Annotated in this window: 14 protein-coding genes; 6 read left to right on the top strand and 8 right to left on the bottom strand. The window is 69.9% G+C overall.

Features of this window, described 5'->3' with window-relative positions; genetic code table 11:
• Positions 1 to 3: 3 nt before the first annotated feature.
• Positions 4 to 1,212: a CAP domain-containing protein gene (locus E8A74_RS10465; protein WP_136928813.1), complete on the bottom strand. Its 1,209-nt coding sequence runs from the start codon at positions 1,210 to 1,212 to the stop codon at positions 4 to 6.
• A gap of 19 nt (positions 1,213 to 1,231) precedes the next feature.
• A complete protein-coding gene (locus tag E8A74_RS10460; RefSeq protein ID WP_136928812.1) occupies positions 1,232 to 2,542 on the bottom strand; it encodes a tetratricopeptide repeat protein in 1,311 nt (436 codons plus the stop codon).
• A 110-nt stretch (positions 2,543 to 2,652) separates the two neighbouring features.
• Between E8A74_RS10460 and E8A74_RS10455 the strand changes: the two genes are divergently transcribed.
• The 4 genes from E8A74_RS10455 (at position 2,653) to E8A74_RS10440 (ending at position 7,782) form a co-directional block, all read left to right on the top strand.
• Positions 2,653 to 4,119, top strand: a complete 1,467-nt coding sequence (locus E8A74_RS10455) for an MlaD family protein (RefSeq protein ID WP_232379479.1) — start codon at positions 2,653 to 2,655, stop codon at positions 4,117 to 4,119.
• Positions 4,120 to 4,301: 182 nt separating this feature from the next.
• The gene (locus E8A74_RS10450; RefSeq protein WP_136928810.1) at positions 4,302 to 4,754 is read left to right on the top strand and encodes a hypothetical protein; all 453 of its coding nucleotides are present in this window, start codon (positions 4,302 to 4,304) and stop codon (positions 4,752 to 4,754) included.
• A 275-nt stretch (positions 4,755 to 5,029) separates the two neighbouring features.
• A complete protein-coding gene (locus E8A74_RS10445) occupies positions 5,030 to 6,094 on the top strand; it encodes a hypothetical protein (RefSeq protein ID WP_136928809.1) in 1,065 nt (354 codons plus the stop codon).
• A gap of 89 nt (positions 6,095 to 6,183) precedes the next feature.
• A complete protein-coding gene (locus E8A74_RS10440; protein ID WP_232379478.1) occupies positions 6,184 to 7,782 on the top strand; it encodes a multiheme c-type cytochrome in 1,599 nt (532 codons plus the stop codon).
• Positions 7,783 to 8,111: 329 nt separating this feature from the next.
• On the opposite strand, the gene E8A74_RS10435 is transcribed toward E8A74_RS10440, so the two are convergent.
• Positions 8,112 to 8,822 (bottom strand): small ribosomal subunit Rsm22 family protein, encoded by a 711-nt coding sequence (locus E8A74_RS10435; protein WP_136928807.1) that lies wholly within the window; start codon positions 8,820 to 8,822, stop codon positions 8,112 to 8,114.
• Positions 8,823 to 9,021: 199 nt separating this feature from the next.
• On the opposite strand from E8A74_RS10435, the gene E8A74_RS10430 reads away from it, so the two are divergent.
• Entirely contained in the window at positions 9,022 to 10,239 is a 1,218-nt protein-coding gene (locus tag E8A74_RS10430) for a hypothetical protein (protein WP_136928806.1), read from the top strand.
• 2 nt (positions 10,240 to 10,241) lie between these two features.
• On the opposite strand, the gene E8A74_RS10425 is transcribed toward E8A74_RS10430, so the two are convergent.
• The 4 genes from E8A74_RS10425 to E8A74_RS10410 all read right to left on the bottom strand — a co-directional run bounded on the left by E8A74_RS10425 (position 10,242) and on the right by E8A74_RS10410 (position 13,137).
• Positions 10,242 to 10,655: a hypothetical protein gene (locus E8A74_RS10425; RefSeq protein WP_136928805.1), complete on the bottom strand. Its 414-nt coding sequence runs from the start codon at positions 10,653 to 10,655 to the stop codon at positions 10,242 to 10,244.
• Positions 10,656 to 10,806: 151 nt separating this feature from the next.
• On the bottom strand, positions 10,807 to 11,352 hold the full coding sequence (locus E8A74_RS10420; protein ID WP_136928804.1) for a hypothetical protein: 546 nt from the start codon (positions 11,350 to 11,352) through the stop codon (positions 10,807 to 10,809).
• Between the two features lies 1 nt (position 11,353).
• Positions 11,354 to 12,097: a 3'-5' exonuclease gene (locus E8A74_RS10415; protein ID WP_136928803.1), complete on the bottom strand. Its 744-nt coding sequence runs from the start codon at positions 12,095 to 12,097 to the stop codon at positions 11,354 to 11,356.
• Positions 12,094 to 13,137, bottom strand: coding sequence for a DsbA family protein (locus tag E8A74_RS10410; protein ID WP_136928802.1), 1,044 nt, complete (start codon positions 13,135 to 13,137; stop codon positions 12,094 to 12,096). The genes E8A74_RS10415 and E8A74_RS10410 overlap by 4 nt, the downstream gene beginning before the upstream one ends.
• Before the next feature lie 79 nt (positions 13,138 to 13,216).
• Here E8A74_RS10410 and E8A74_RS10405 point away from each other — a divergent pair, with 79 nt between their 5' ends.
• On the top strand, positions 13,217 to 13,960 hold the full coding sequence (locus E8A74_RS10405) for a response regulator transcription factor (RefSeq protein ID WP_136928801.1): 744 nt from the start codon (positions 13,217 to 13,219) through the stop codon (positions 13,958 to 13,960).
• Here E8A74_RS10405 and E8A74_RS10400 read toward each other — a convergent pair.
• Positions 13,923 to 15,107: a metallophosphoesterase gene (locus E8A74_RS10400; RefSeq protein WP_136928800.1), complete on the bottom strand. Its 1,185-nt coding sequence runs from the start codon at positions 15,105 to 15,107 to the stop codon at positions 13,923 to 13,925. The two genes, E8A74_RS10405 and E8A74_RS10400, sit on opposite strands and share 38 nt — an antisense overlap.
• Between the last annotated feature and the right edge of the window lie 36 nt (positions 15,108 to 15,143).

Here is a 15,143-nt window from a genome sequence, read left to right as displayed (position 1 = left end):
GCGTCACGACCCCGAGAACAGCTCCGTCACCCAGTACGACCCATCCGTCCCGCGCGACACGGCCACCCCCACGCGCGAAAATCGCTCCAGCAGCAGGTTGCCTCGGTGCGACGGGCTCGCCCAGAGCGCCCGGTGCGCGTTCGGCAAGGAGCTCGCGCTCGCCACGTTTTCCCCGGCGATCGTCGCCTGGATCCCCGCGGCCTCGATGCGCTTGCGTGGATCGCCGCCGCCCACGTCGTGGCCGACGAGCCGCGCCTTCATCATCTCCTCCGAGTGCGCCTGCGCCACCTTGTCGAGCGCCGCGTCCCGCACGAGCGGCTTGCGACCTTCGGCGATCCGCGCCGCGTTGATCATGCGCAGCATCGCGTCCGCGTCGTCCTTCGCGCCCGCCGCGGCCTCCTCGCCCGGCACCGCGGCTCGAACAAACTCGCTCGGCGGCTTTTGCCCGGCGTAGATCGTCGTTTCCAGCACGGGCCGCGGTCCCGTCGACACCGTCGCGAGCACCTGCACGAGCCACGCGCCGGGCTGGTCCACGGCGAACGTCGAGCGAATCTTCCCGCCCGACAGCGAGCTCGGCACCGTGCGCGGCGCCGCGCGTGGCCCGAGCAGCACGACCTGCACGCCCGAGGCCGGCACGAGCATCGTCCCTTCCAGCGTGATCCATTGCCCCACGCGCGCCGCCGTCGTCACGGGCGCCATGTCCGCGAGCGCGTCGAACGTGATCACCGTCGCGACCGACGCGCCTCCCTCGCCGTCGAGCTTCGCGACCCCACACCGCCGCGCGCCGAGCGCCCGAAGCCCGTTGATCCATCCCTTGAAGCGCGTCTCCGTGTCCGCGTCGTCGAGGTTCACCCCGGACAAGGACCACGCCTTCGGCCACACGTGCGGGTCTCCCGCGGCGCGCAGCGCGAAGGCGAGCTCGTCGGCCGTCAGCGCGCTCGCCCCGTCGAGCTGGCGCCGCGCCACGAGGCCCGCGACCTCCATGAGCGCGCTGTCGGCGGGCCCGCAGAGGCCGAGCAGCGCGGCTTCGCGGGGCCCGGCCTTCGCGGCGGGGTGTGGGGACGAAACGGCTGGCTTCCAGGTGACGCGCAGCGCGCCGGCTTCGGCGGAGGCGACGAGCGGCAGCACGAGGGCGGCCAGGGCGGGCAGCGAGCAAACGAGCGCGTGGAGGAGGGACGGACCTCGGTGCAATCGGCGCGCATGAGCGTTCATCGACGATCTCCGGGTGGTGTCAACGCGCCGCCGTGTACACCCCTTGCGCGGGGTCGGCGACGAGCGGCGCGCCGAGCATCGTGCGTTCGACGTAGCGCACCATGGCCTGATGCACCTCGCGTGGCGCTCCCCGCGCCCGCTCGGGACGGTGCCGGCCCAGGATCTCGGTCATGACGTATCCGCCGAGCCCCTCCTCGTGGGCGACCTCGAGCAGCGCCTCCATCGCCGGATCCGCGGGCGCGCCCTCCTTCGACATCCGCGCGGCGATGTACGTCCCGATCGCGGACTCCAGGCAGATCAGCTCTTCCATCATCGTGAGGTGGTAGGGCACGTCCTCGGGCTGCTCGAAGATCCGCGCGCGGACCTCGGGCTCGTAGCGCATCACGGCGCGGCAGCCAGCGTAGATCCGCGCGGGATCGCCGCCCGAGGAGCCGACGTGGATCGCGCCTGCACTGTCGACGTCGAGGAAGACGTGGAACAAGGGCAGGCGCGTGTGACGCGACGAGGCAAGGCCGTTCGAGAGCCGGTCGGCCAGGGCCATCGCGCGGCGCGAGGCGGGCCAGAACGCGATGGCCTCGGCGAGCCTGCGGCGCGCCTCCTCGCGCTCCCCTCGCTTTTCGGCGAGCTCGGCGAGCCGGAGGTGCGCCGTCGCGAGCGTGGGGTCGATGCGGATCGCGTCTTCGAAGGCCTCGCGTGCTTCCTGCGGATGCTTTTGCGCGACGAGCATCTCCCCGAGCTCGAGCGCGATCCCCGCGGCCCGCGTGAACCCGCGCGCCGCGCGAAACGCCTCGACGGCGGCCTTCGTCTCGCCCGCGTCGCGCTTCGATCGCGCTGTCGCGAGCGACGCCTTCGCCTCGTCCGAGAGCTTCACCGGAACCAGCGAGAGCGCGCGGTCCTTGCGGACCACCTCCACCGTTTGCCACGGATCCGGCTCTGCGGCCGGGGGCGGGCCGTACTGCGCGACCAGGTTCGCGAGCTCAGGGGCCGCTTTGTCGAGCGCGTAGAGCCGCGGTGACTTCTCGATCACCGTGATGATCAACGTCGAGAACCGGAGCGTCCTCTTGATGTCGTCGAGGCGCGCGGGGCCTGCGTACTCGAACCGATGCAGGTCCGGATACACGCGCGGCGCGGGCACCTGAATCGGCGTGTCGACGGGGGCGAGCAACTCCCGCTGCGCGTCGGTGTACGCGGGGAGCCACGCCGGCGCGTCCCCTCTGGCTTGCGATTCTGTGGCCGGCGCCCCAGGGGCGGGCGTCATCGGCGCGGCGCCGGCGCAGCCCATCCCGCTGAGCGCGAACGTCACGAGCGCTGCCCGAGCTCCGCCACGCATGCCCCAGGTGGTAGCAAATTTCGGCGCGCCTGTCGCTCCCTGGTGATCGTCGCAGTGACCACGCGAAACGCGCGCGTCTCTTCGGCATTTCCGTGGTACGCTCGGTTTGCTTGGGCATCGAGGTCAATAAAGGCGCCAAGGTCGGCTTGATGACCGTCGCGCTCGCGGCTGCGGCGTGGGGCGCGTATCGCTTCATCTCGCCGGATGCGGGCACCGAGAACGGTTATCGCGTCTGGGCATACTTGCCCGACGTGACCGGCGTCGCGCCTCACTCGCGCGTGATGATCCAGGGCATCCAGGTCGGCACGGTCGACCGCATCTGGCTCGACGGCGGCAAAGCGCGTGTCGACATCAAGATGTTCCCGACGGCCCCGCTTTACGACGATGCCGCCATTGGCAAGCGCGCGACGAGCCTGATCGGCGAATACTACATCGTGCTGGCGCCCGGGACGGAAGGCACGCCGCGCATCCCGGATCGCGGGCAGATCACGCACTACATCGAAGAGCCCTCGATCCAGTCCTTGCAGGGGCAGGTTTCGGAGATCCTGAAGGACGTCAAAACGGTGACCGAGTCCTTGAAGGGCACCGTCGGCAGCGACACGGGCAAGGATCAGCTCGAAAAGATCCTGAAAAACCTCGCCGAGGTGACCGAGGCGCTGAACGAGACCGTCAAAGAGAACCGCACGGCGGTCCGCGACACGATCAACAACATCAACACGATCACGCAGAACTCGCAGCCGAACATCAACGCGATCCTCGACAACCTGCGGCAGGTGACGGGCGACATCCGCAAGATGACGAGCGCGCCCGGCGAGAACGGCAAAGGGGGCGAGCTCCGGAACGCGGCGACGCGCATCGACAAGGCGACGAGCTCGCTCGAGAGCGCGCTCGCCCATGCGGACAACGTCGCGGCGCGGATCGATCGGGGCGAGGGCACGCTCGGCAAGCTCTCGAAGGACGAGACGCTCATCAACGAGGTCGAGAGCGCCGTCGGCGACGTCGGCGACCTTGTCGGCGGCATGGGCCGGTTGCAGACCATTGTCGGCCTGCGGACCGATTACAACTTCCTCGCGAACACCATCAAGAGCTACGTCGAGCTGCGCCTCCAGCCGTCCGAGGACAAGTATTACCTCATCGAGCTCGTCAACGACCCGCGCGGCCTCACCACGTTCGAGCAGATCGACGTGGACACGACAAACCCGAACGACCCGCCGCATTACCGCGAGGTCCGCACGGTCACGACGAACGCCTTCCGCTTCTCGTTCCAGTTCGCCAAGCGATTCGGCCCCTTCACGGGCCGCTTTGGCATCAAGGAGTCGACCGGCGGCATCGGCCTCGACTTGCACCTGCTCGACGATCGATTCGAGCTCCGCCAGGACCTCTTCGGCTTCGGCGAGCAGGTCTCGCCGCGCTGGAGGGTCGCGCTCGCGTACGAGTTCATCCGCAAGCTGTGGCTCCTTGGCGGCGTGGACGACATCCTGAACGCCGACCGGCGTGATTACTTCATCGGCCTTCAGCTCCGCTTCAACGACAAGGACCTGAAGACGATCCTCCCCTTCGCGCCGCCCGTGTTCTGACGTCCCGCGCGTGGTGCGGAGCCCGCGCCGCACCGAACTCTCCGCACGTCGCCCCCGCGGCGACTCCTCCGCAGCCGATTTCCCGCGAAAATCGCGGATACGTCGCGCGAACGGGCTCGGCACGGCGCGTGCAATTCCTCCTCGCGAGCGCCGAGACAAGGCGCTGTCCCAAGGAGCCAGCCATGACGTACGTCCCCTCGTTCTTCCGCCCCCTCGCCGTCGCTCTTTGCCTCGCTTTCGCCGCCGCGCCCACGGTCGCTTTCGCGGGTGAGGGCAGCGCCCCGGCCGGCGCCAAGGCCAAGGACGAGGCCGGCAAGAAGCCACGCATCGCCTTCCCGATCCCGGCCGAGCAGTTCACGAAGCACGTGGAGAAGCGCATCGAGAAGGCCCGCGGACGCATGGAGAGCCACATGAAGGAGAAGAACCTCCCCGAGGCCGACCGCGCCGCGCGCCGCAAGGCCTTCGACGCGAGCGCGACCGAGGTCCGCGCCGCCGTCAAGCGCGCCGCGCAGGACGGCACGGTCACGAAGGACGAGGCCCAGGAGGTTCGCAAGCTCGCGAAGGGCCTCAAGCAGGGCGGCCACGACAAGAAGAAGGGCCGTCACCACGACAAGAAGCCCGGAAAAGCGGCCTGATCCGTCGCCCGCCCGCCTCGACCGGAGGCTCCCGCTGTACTACTGAACAACCGAACCCTGTTCACTCCGGTCGAGGCGCCCCGACGCACGTATTCCATCCAACGAAACGCCTGTTCGTCCCCTTGGAACCACAGGCCTTTTTCCGCAGTGGATCCTGTGCCGAACCTGGATCGCGAGCCTGTTGACATGGACTGAAACTTCGTTCAGTATCCGGCCCAGGTCGCGCCTCGCCCGGACGTGCTGCTCGGGCCTGCACGCGCGCCAGGGAAGTCGTCATGGCTCCGCCCAGCGCCAGTCATCGTGTCGTTTGCCTCGGGGTGCCCGGCGTGTCGCAGCTCGGGTGCGAAGAGACCAATGCCCGCGACGTGTTTCACCTGTTCACGGGGGCGCTCGGCCCCACGGGCACCGTCGCGACGTGCCTCGTGGGCGAGGACGCCACGAAAAAGGCCGTCAATAGCGCATTCGACGCGGCGTCCCGCGAGAGCACACCGTTCTTCGTGGTGTATTTCTCGGGCCGGGCCACGGACAAGGGGCTTCACGTCGCGGATGGATGGATTGGCGCCGAGGCGCTCGCTCGCCATTTCGAGCGCGTGCCCGCGCCGTCCGTGCTTTTCGTCCTCGATCTCGTGGTGGGCGCCGTTTCCGACGACGACGTCGTGCCGAAATGGGTCGAGGCGGTGGCGCAGGCGCGCAAAGGCCTGCGGGTGGCGGCGGCGCGGGCGACGCGGATCGGCGTCGGGACCGAGGGGGAAGGACGCGCGCGTTTCACCGGGGCCCTGCTCGAAGCGTTGCAGACGTCCGACGGGGATCTGGAGTTTCAGGGCGCGCAGTACATTTCGGATATGCGGGCGCTCGACCAGTCGCAGGCGATTTTGCAGCGACGGTGGCATGCGACCCACGTCCCCGTCCGCATGGGTCCATTCGGGGATTTTCCACTCGCGCGGTGCCAGGGCGCCGCGGGCGTCGGCAAAGGAAGCATCCTCGGCGTCGCGGCGGGGACGCGCCTCTCTGCGACCGTGCGTTATTCGATCGAAGGGCGCGCCCACGTGCCGACGACCCTGCATTACGCGCTCGAGGATACGAGCCACGAGGTGCTCGGGGAGGGCGACGTCGTCGTGATTCCCGACGGCGACGTCCACGTGGGCCGCCAACGTATTCGCTTGCCCTCGCGCGTGCTCGCCCACCACACCGTGTGGGGGCCGACGCTCGACCTCGGCGAACGCGTGCACGTCCGCTGGCGCGTTTCGATGCGAGATGCTCGGGGCCGCACGCTCGATCGGAAGGTCTTCGGCCACGAATACGCGGCCCTGCCGAAGTCGTCCCGGCGCTCGCGGGGCTGAGGGGCGCGGCGGCCGGCCGGCGACGAAGCGTCGCGCGCTGTGCTACAAGCCGTCCGATGCCTCGCGCGCTTCCCAGCACGGCTCTCATCGTGTCCCTTGTCCTCGGAGCCACCGTGGCCGCGTGTCAGGGGTGCCGGACGCCTCCCGCCGTCACGGCCGAGGAGGACGCGGTTGCCGCGCAGCCGACGGTACGCCTGTACCTCCTGAGCACGGTCGCCGGCGCGATCGAGCCGTGTGGTTGCACGAAGGATCAGCTCGGAGGCGTCGATCACCTGGCGGCGTTCCTCCGCGCGGAGTCGGCCGCCGTGCCTGCGAGCCTGGTGCTCGGCGCGGGCCCGATGCTCTTCGGCGAGCCGACGCTCCGGCCCGAGGAGGTGACGCAGCAGTCGTGGAAGGCGGAGACGCTCGCGGCGGCGGCGAAAGAACTTGGGCTCGTGGCGTGGGCGCCGGGCTTGAACGACTGGGCGGCGGGCGGCGAGGCGCTCACGAAGTACGTGTCGGCCGCGGGATCGGCGCTGCTCGCGGGGAACGTGGACGGCGTGCCCGGCGTGACGGGCGTCGTGGTGCGCGAGGTGTCGGGCGTGAAGGTGGGGATCATCGGCGTGGCCGAGCCGCGGGATCGCGCGGGGAAGCTCCCCGACGGAATCCGCACGAAGCCCGCGGTCGACGCGATGAAGGCGGGGGTCGCGGAGGCGAAAAAGCAGGGCGCGCGCGTGCTCGTGGGGCTCGCGGCGATCCCGCGCGGCGAGGCGCTGCGGCTCGCGGACGCGATTCCCGAACTCGCGGTGCTGGTGCTCGGCAAACCGCAGGAGACCGACCACAACAACGACGCGCCGAAGCCGCCGATGCGCGTGGGCTCGACGCTCGTCGTGGAGACCTCGAACCACCTGCAAACGGTGGGCGTCGTGGATCTTTACGTGCGGGCGCGGGATTCGGAGGTCCTCGCGTTCGCGGATGCGAGCGGCATCGAGCGGGCCGAGGAGCTCGTCTCGCTCGCGGGCCGCATTCGTGACCTCGAGACGCGCATTCAATCGTGGGAAAAGGGCGGCAAGGTGAAGGCCGAGGATCTCGCCGCGCGCAAATCCGACCTCGAAAAGCTGCGCGCCGAGCGGGCGAAGCTCGAAGAGCCGATGCCTTCGCCGAAGGGCAGCTTTTTCCGGTACAAGCTCGTCGAGGTGCGCGAAAAGCTCGGCGCCGACCCGACGATGGCGACGAAGCTCGTCGATTACTACAAGCGCGTGAACGAGCACAACCGCACGGCGTTCGCCGACCGCAAGCCCGTGGCCGCGGCGGCGGGGAAGGCGACCTTCATCGGCATCGAGGCGTGCACGGTTTGCCACGACGAGGAGCGCAAGGTCTACGACGGCACGGCGCACGCGAAGGCGTACGCGACGCTGCAGAAGGATTTCAAGGAGTTCAACCTCGACTGCGTGAGCTGCCACGTCACGGGCTACGACAAACCCGGCGGCTCGACAGTCACGTTCGTGGACAAACTCAAGGACGTGCAATGCGAGGAGTGCCACGGGCCGGGGTCGCTCCACGCGAGGAAGCCGGATGCGGAGGGGCTCATCATCCTGAAGCCCGATCCGCAATCGTGCGTCTCGCAATGCCATCACCCGCCGCACGTCGAGAACTTCGACCCGGTGGCGAAGATGGAGCTCGTGCTCGGACCGGGGCACGGCAAGTAGCATTCCGGCGCGCGGCCTGCGCGGCTGCGAGGGACCGCTCACCGCGACCGTGCTCGAGACCCAGGTCACCTCGCGCCACCGCGAGCTCGATCGGACGCCTCGCCGCCTGGGTCGGCGACGCTGTTCTCGACCTCTCCCCACAGGATCTCGCCGCCTGGATTGCCGCGACGAACGGCCATTGACGGCCGGACGCCCTTCGCACCCCCCTTCTCCTTTCCATCGCGGCCGCGGCATTCCCAGCATCTCCGCGGCGCGGGTCTGGTGCCCTCCTTAGGGACCGAGCGCCGCGTCGATCCGACGACGCTCGATCGCCAGGTTTGCCCCTGTATTCAGCCGCGCGCGGACAACCCGGCGTTCATCATGACCCGCGTCGCATTGCCGTCCCCCTCGTCGATGCCCGGCTGGGCGCGGAGCACGACGCGGTCGCGGAAGCGGTACGTGCACTCGATCGACGAGAGGCCTGCTACGTCGAGGCGTTCTTCCAGCTCGGGGAGCTGAAGCCTGCGCACGGGCCCGTCGAGCCCGCCGTGAGCCCAGGGCGCGCCGAGCGTCTCGACGAGGAACAAGGTCCCGTTCGGCGCGAGCATGGCCGCGAGCTCTTCGAGCGCACGATCGAGCCACGCGAGCCCGTCGCGGAGTGTCCCGCCGCGCAGCTCCATGATGGGCATGAGCACGCTGCCCACCGTGACGACCGTGGCGAGCGGCGTGATGGCGAGCCCCCCTTCGCCGAGCCCCTGCGCGATCGACTTGATGCGTGTCGAGGAGCGCGTCAGGGCTTCCGCGAGCGACCGCTCGGCGCGGATGATCTTCTGGATGTTCGGCTCGACCAGCGTGATGCGGCCGAGCTCGGGGTACGCCGCGGCGATGAGGCGCGTCAGCTTGCCCGTACCGGCGCCGACGTCGACGAGGTGGTCGTCGGCGTCGAGCGGCGGGAGCGAAAGCACGAGCTCGCGGTGGTGCTCGGGCTCCCGCTCGGGCCCGGCCGTGAAGGTGGTGTCGTGCAGGTCGTACCAGTCGGGGTGCTCCCACGGGGGCAACATGCCCCGAGCTTATCGCGGCGCCGCCGTCCGCGCCACGCGCCGCCCGGCCGGCCCCGGGGGGCTGCGCGTCCGCTTCGGGCGGGTTCGGCCGGACGTACCCAGAGTTTGCCCTGGGACGCACCCGTTGAAAAAAACCGACCCGGGACAAACGTCGAGGTTGTCAAACGTGGTCGCAGAGCCTATAGTTTGCCTCGGAACAATGTTCGTCTGGACAATCGATGGCGAGACACACTGCGCGGGATTCGACGAGACCGGCGCGCTCTTCGGAGGCGCCGGTGCGCTCGTGTTCGGGGGGCTTCTCGCGGTGCTCCTCTCCCTGCCTTCGGCCTGGGTCCTCGGGGGGCTCGGGATCGTCGTCACGTTGTGCGTGGGCTGCCGGTATTCGATCCGGATCGGGCCGGACGGCATTCGCTTGACGCTCTACCGCTTCTGGCTCGTCCCCGTCCACCGGCGACATTCCTTGCTCGACGCGAACATCGACCTTCATCAGGACCTCGACGTGGCGGAGCTCCGGGGGCTCGTCATTCGCGAGCTGTACGCCGATCCCGGCTTCGACAACGAGTCTGACGTGTTCGGGCCTCGGTTCGGCCAGACGCGCCTCGTTCGTCTGCACGCGAGGCTCGTGGACGCGCTCGAAGCCATGCGCGCGGCCGCGGCGAACGCGCCCGTGCCGCCCGAGCTCCGCAATTTCGGGCTCGGCCCGCAGATGGGCGCGTTCGACCTCGTCCGAGCGATTCGCGACGACCGCGGCCGCCTTCGACGGGTCCGATCCGTCTCACCCGTCTACGTCGGCGAGGTCGAGGTCCCGCCGGGGTCGATGTTCCATTTCAATGAAGACCGCTTCCTCGATCCACGCCGCGAAGACCGGCTGCACGAGGTGGTGCTCGGCGGGCCGATTCCGCTGCTCGGAAAGACGATCCGCCCGGGGGCGAGCCTCGTCTTCACGCCCTCGGGGCGTTTGTCGAGCTTGCGCGGCGCCTTCGAATCGGAGGTGGAGATCGACGGGACCTGGGTGAACGGGCGCGACGTGCTGTCGTTCAATGAAGAGGGCGAGCTCATGGGCTTCACGCTGGCGAAGGACGGGCGCGCCGCCGGCCGTCGTTTTCCCGTGGGTAGCCGGTTTCAATGCTGGCCCGGCGACGATCTCTTGCCCACGCGCTGGACCGTACGCCTCGGAGGTCCCCTCGAATTGCCCGACATCACGCTGCGCGCCGGGGAGTGGATCGAGCTCTCGGACGACATCTCCCGGATCACGGCCATCTGGCCGCGTTCCGACGTGAAGGCCTACAGGCTCGTGGTGCGGGCCGGCATCGTGCCGATTCCGCTCCGCAAGGACGGGCGTATCGATCTGGCTGGCTGCTTGAAGAGCGGAATCTTGCGGCCCCGCGGGGAGGCCGAGGCGCAACGAGGCTGCTGACCTCAGGCCTTCGGCATCGGCGGCGTCGGCACGAAGAAGCCTTCGAATTCGTCCCAGCCTTCACGCGGACCGGGGAACCCGAGCACGGCGAGCGTCCGCCGCGCCGGCTCGACGACCCCGGGCGGCAATTGCTCCTCGATGGGAGCACCCCCCGGCAGCGCGTCGCAGATCTCCTCGACGAGCGTCGCCGCCTCGATCACGCGGCCGACGTCGCCTGAGAGCGAGCCGTTCCGAGACCGGATCCCTTCTGCCGTGCGCACGAACGCGCGGAGCGTCTCCGTCGCCGAGGCGAGCGCTTCGGGGCTGGCCGATCGGACGGAGGCGAACACGCGGGGCGCCGCGAACATGAAGAGGAGGTTCATGCACTGGGACATCGCATGCGCGACCTCGGCCGCGCGCGTGGCGCTCGCATTCATGGGGGGACATGGTACCACGGACTTTCGGCGTCGGAAAAGCCCTTCGCCGCCTACAGCACGGCCACGACGAGGCGCTCCCGCCGCTCCGTCCACAATGGAGAATGACCGTACGATCACTCCGCCGACGAGGAAAAAAACGCGTTTGGCGGGGTCAATCGTGACGTTGTGGAGCCTGCTTTTCGGCGGGATGACGGCGCGCGACGCCCAGGCGGGCGCCCAGAAAGCCGAAGAGCGCGCCCAGCCCGCCGAGCACGACGAGCAGCGCGGCCCAGATCGGGGCGCCGGGGCCCGGCGTGGGCGCCGCCGCCGCGAGCGCCCACGCGAGGGCGGCCGCGACGAATCCGCCCACCGCGCCCTCCTTCGGCCCCGCCTTGCCGCCGAACCGACCCACGAGAAATCCACCTGCGAGCGTGGCGATCAAAAACCCCACGAGCTGCAGGCCGATGAACGCGAGCTGCGCCGAGAGCGGCACCGCGAGTTTTGCGTCCGCCGGCGCGGGGACGCCGAGCTCGGCCCGATCGACGAGCCGCGCGCCGAGCTTCGCCGCGATCGCCGCGAGCGGCAGCCAGACCAGGAACGTCGCGACCGCGCCGATCCCGGACCAGTGCCACGGCGGCCGATCCTCGGCGTCCGGCTCGTCCGGCGGCGGGCCCGCCTGCACGAGCGGCAGGCGTCGTTTCTTGTCTTCCGCGCTCACCCTAGCTCGGCTTGCGCCAGCGCGCGCGGGCCTCGTCCTGTATGCGGAGCAGCCGGCGCTGCTCCTGGATGAAGCTGCCGTAGGCGCGCGGGACACGCGAGTCCTTGGCGAGCGCGTAGAGCACGCGCAGCGCGGCCTCGGCGTCGTCGGTGGCACGGTGCGCGTTGACGAGCTCGATGCCGAGCAGCGCGGCCATGTCACCGAGCGCGCGGCTGCCCTCGTGCTTGTAGAGCTCACGCGCGAACGTGAGCGGATCGATCCAGTCGACCTCGCGGCGCATCGCGGGCGGAGGGTTCTCCGGGCGAACCGAGGCGCGCTCGAGCTCGGCGAGCATGAAGCCGCGGTCGAAGACGGCGTTGTACGCGGCGGGGATCGCGCCCGCGAGCGTCGCGAGGATCTCGTTTGCGACCTCGGCGAACGCGGGCTTTCCGGCGACGTCCTCGTCGCGGATGCCGTGCACCGCGGTGGACTCGGCGGGGATCGGGCGGCCGGGGTTCACGAGCCAGCTATGGCGCGCGACCACGTCGCCGCGCAGGCCGATGACGACGGCGACCTCGACGAGCCGATCCTGCGCGGCGTTGCGTCCCGTGGTCTCGACGTCGAGGAATGCGATCGGGAGATCGATCCACGGCGCGCTCGCGTCGAGCTCGGAGGCGACGCCGACGGCGCGCACCTTGAGCAGATGCGCGATGCCGGGGTAGTGCCTCCCGGTCGGGAAACAGCCGCAGGGATCGGCGACCTTCATTTCTTCGCGGGACCCGTCGCGGGCACCGCCGAGCTAGCCGCAGGGATCGCGGAGCCGGCGGCAGGCACCGCCGAACCTGCTGCGGGCGCGGCCGAACCAGCTACGGGGATCGCCGAACCTCCGGGCTTCGCGGGCGCCGGGGCCGGCTTGATGCCCGCGAGCTCGAGGTCGAGCTTGATCCACTCCTCGAGGTCTCCGTAGAGGTCCGTGAGTTTGCCGAGCTCGACCTCACGGCCGTTGATGAAGACCGTGGGCGTGCCCTGGAGACCCACGCCGTCGGCTTGCTTCTTGTCCTTCTCGATGCGGCCGCTCGTGTCGTCCGAGTTCATCTCCACGCGGAACTTCGCGACGTCGAGCTCGAGCTTCTTCGCGTACCGTTCGAGGTCCGACTGCTCCAGCCGATCCTGGTTGTCGAAGAGGAGATGGTGCATCTCCCAGAACTTGCCCTGCTTGAACGCCGCGTTCGCCGCGCGCGCGGAAATCTCTCCGTGGGGATGGCTGCCCAGCGGGTAGAACTTGTAGACGGCGCGGACCTGGCCCGGGAACCGCTTCACGAGGTCGTCGACCACCGGGTAAAACGCGCGGCACGCGGGGCACTCGAAGTCCGCCCACTCCACGATCGTCACGGGCGCGTCGGGAGGACCAAGCTCGGGGGAGCCGTCGGTCACCAGCGTGCGGACCTTCTTCGGATCAAAACGAGCCGTGTACGCTTCCTCGCGCTCTTGCTTGCTGCGCCCGGCTTGCACCTGTTTCAGGAGAAACTGCGCCGCGGGAAAACACGCCTTGCAGGGCCGGTTCTCCTGGATGCACTGGCTGATCGGGACCGGCGTCTCCGCGCAAGGGGCGAGCAGCGTCGAGACCTGCGCCGTCCAATCGCGCCGCTCCCGCGGCGTGAGCTGGCCGAGCTCGATCCCCGCGACGCTCGGATCCGGCGTCGCGGAGGGGGCGGGTTTCGGTTCACTCCGGTCGGACGAACCATGACAGGCGCCGCCGCTCCCGAGGAGAGCCAAGAGGAGAGGCGACCATCGCAGTAGGGCCATCGCGGCGCGAGCTTAGTCGGACCGTTCGTCAGGCGCTAGCCCCGTAGCCCCTTGGGCGAACTGGGTGTAGCGTGTGCGCGTGCGGAGCATCTGCTATCGGTTTCCCGACCCTCGGCAGTTCGAGCAGATGATCGGTTCGGCCGGGGATTCCGAGCTCGAGCTCGGGCTTCCTTCCGGCGAATCGGTGGAAGACGGCGAGTGGGTGCTCGCCATCTTCGACGTCGGTCCGGATCGACGGGCCACGTCCGCGGCGGCGCGCGCCACGATCGGCCTCGAGGGTCCTCTCCTCGCGTTCGAACCTCGCGATTGGCGCAGGCTCGCGGACTTCGCGGCGATCGAGGCGTTCCATCGCCCCTCGTCGCGGCCGCCGGCGCGCGCCTCGCAGCCCGACATCGAGCTGCCGCCGAGCCTGCCGCGCTCGTGGCCGCCGCGCGCCGGCGAAGGCGCGCAGATCCTCGTCGTCGACGACGACCCCGACATTCGCGACGTCGTGAGCGCGATGCTCGAAGCCGTGGGCCTCGTCGTCACGACCCGCACGAGCGCGGAGGAAGCGCTCGAGACCGTGCAGCGCGAGAACTTCGATCTGCTCGTGCTCGACTGGAACCTGCCGAAGATGACGGGCATCGAGCTCTGCCGGATGATCCGGCGCGACCTCAACGTCACGCTGCCGGTCCTGTTCTTGACGGCGAACGCGTCGAGCCAGGACATGGTCGAGGCGTTCGCGAGCGGCGCCGACGACTACGTCGTCAAGCCCTTCCGCGCCCCCGAGCTTGGCGCGCGCATCTTCAGCTTGCTGCGCCGGACTGTAGTTCGAGGAGCGTGATCTCCGCGGGCGCGCCCACGCGCATCGGCGGGCCCCAGTAGCCCGTCCCGCGGCTCACGTAGATCTGCGTCTCGCCGAGGCGATCGAGCCCCGCGACGAAGGGCTGCTGAAGCCGCACGAACATCGTCGCGGGGAAGATCTGCCCGCCGTGCGTGTGGCCGCTGATCTGCAGGCCCACGCCGTGCGCGGCGGCCTCGAAGATCTGGCGCGGCTGGTGCGCGAGCAGCACGAGCTCGCGGTTCGGATCACGGCCCGCCACGGCCTTCGCCATGTCGGGGCCGTGCCCCTTCACGTACGAGCCGCCCGTCCAGTCGTCGACGCCCGCGAGGTCGAAGCTCGCCGCGCCCTCGCCGATCGACACGTGCTCGTTGCGCAGCACGCGCACGCCGATGCGGCCGAGCTCCTCCATCCATGCCTCCACGCCCGAGTAGTACTCGTGGTTGCCCGTGACGAAGTAGACGCCGTGCTTCGCGCGCAGATCCCCGAGCGGCGCGACGTGCTCGCGCAGCGCCTCGACCGAGCCGTCCACGAGGTCGCCCGTGATGACGACGACGTGCGGGTCGAGCGCGTTCACGCGGCCGACGATCTCCGCGAGCCACGCGCGCCCGATCGTAGGGCCCACGTGTACGTCCGTGAGCTGCACGATGCGCAGGCCCGAAAGCTCCTTCGGCAACCTGCGCAGCGCGACGTTCACCTTGCGCACCGCGACCTCGCCGAGCGCCTCCGCCGCGCCCGAGCCCGCGAGGCCGAACGTGATCACGCCGGCCGAACCGGCGATCGTGCGCGAGAGGAACTTGCGCCGCGCCTCGTCGAGCGGGCGCGAGGCGAGCTTCGAGAGCGCGTGCACCGCGGCGCGCATCGGCTCGCTGACGAGCAACGTCGAGACGAGCAGCGCGGCCACGCCCATCCACGTGTACACGACGAACGAGACGAGCGCGCCCGCCGAGCGCGGCAAGAGCCGCACGAGGAACATCGACACGGGCAGCGCGACGCCGAGCGCGACGAGCAAGCGCTTCCCCCAGGTCTGCACGCGCTGGTGCAGCGCCGGCGCGCGCAGCAGGCGGTGCCAGAGGTAGTAGTGGATCGCGCCCACGAGCAGGGCGAAGACGACGAGGAAGATCGCGTACTGGAGGAGGGAGCGCTGCACGCGCGGCAGGATGCCACGCGTCTTTGCGCGGCGCTC

This window comes from Polyangium fumosum, from assembly GCF_005144585.1.
Taxonomy (GTDB): Bacteria; Myxococcota_A; Polyangia; order Polyangiales; family Polyangiaceae; genus Polyangium; species Polyangium fumosum.
The sequence above is the reverse complement of the archived record's forward strand: the minus strand, read 5'-3'. Positions and strand labels throughout refer to the sequence as shown.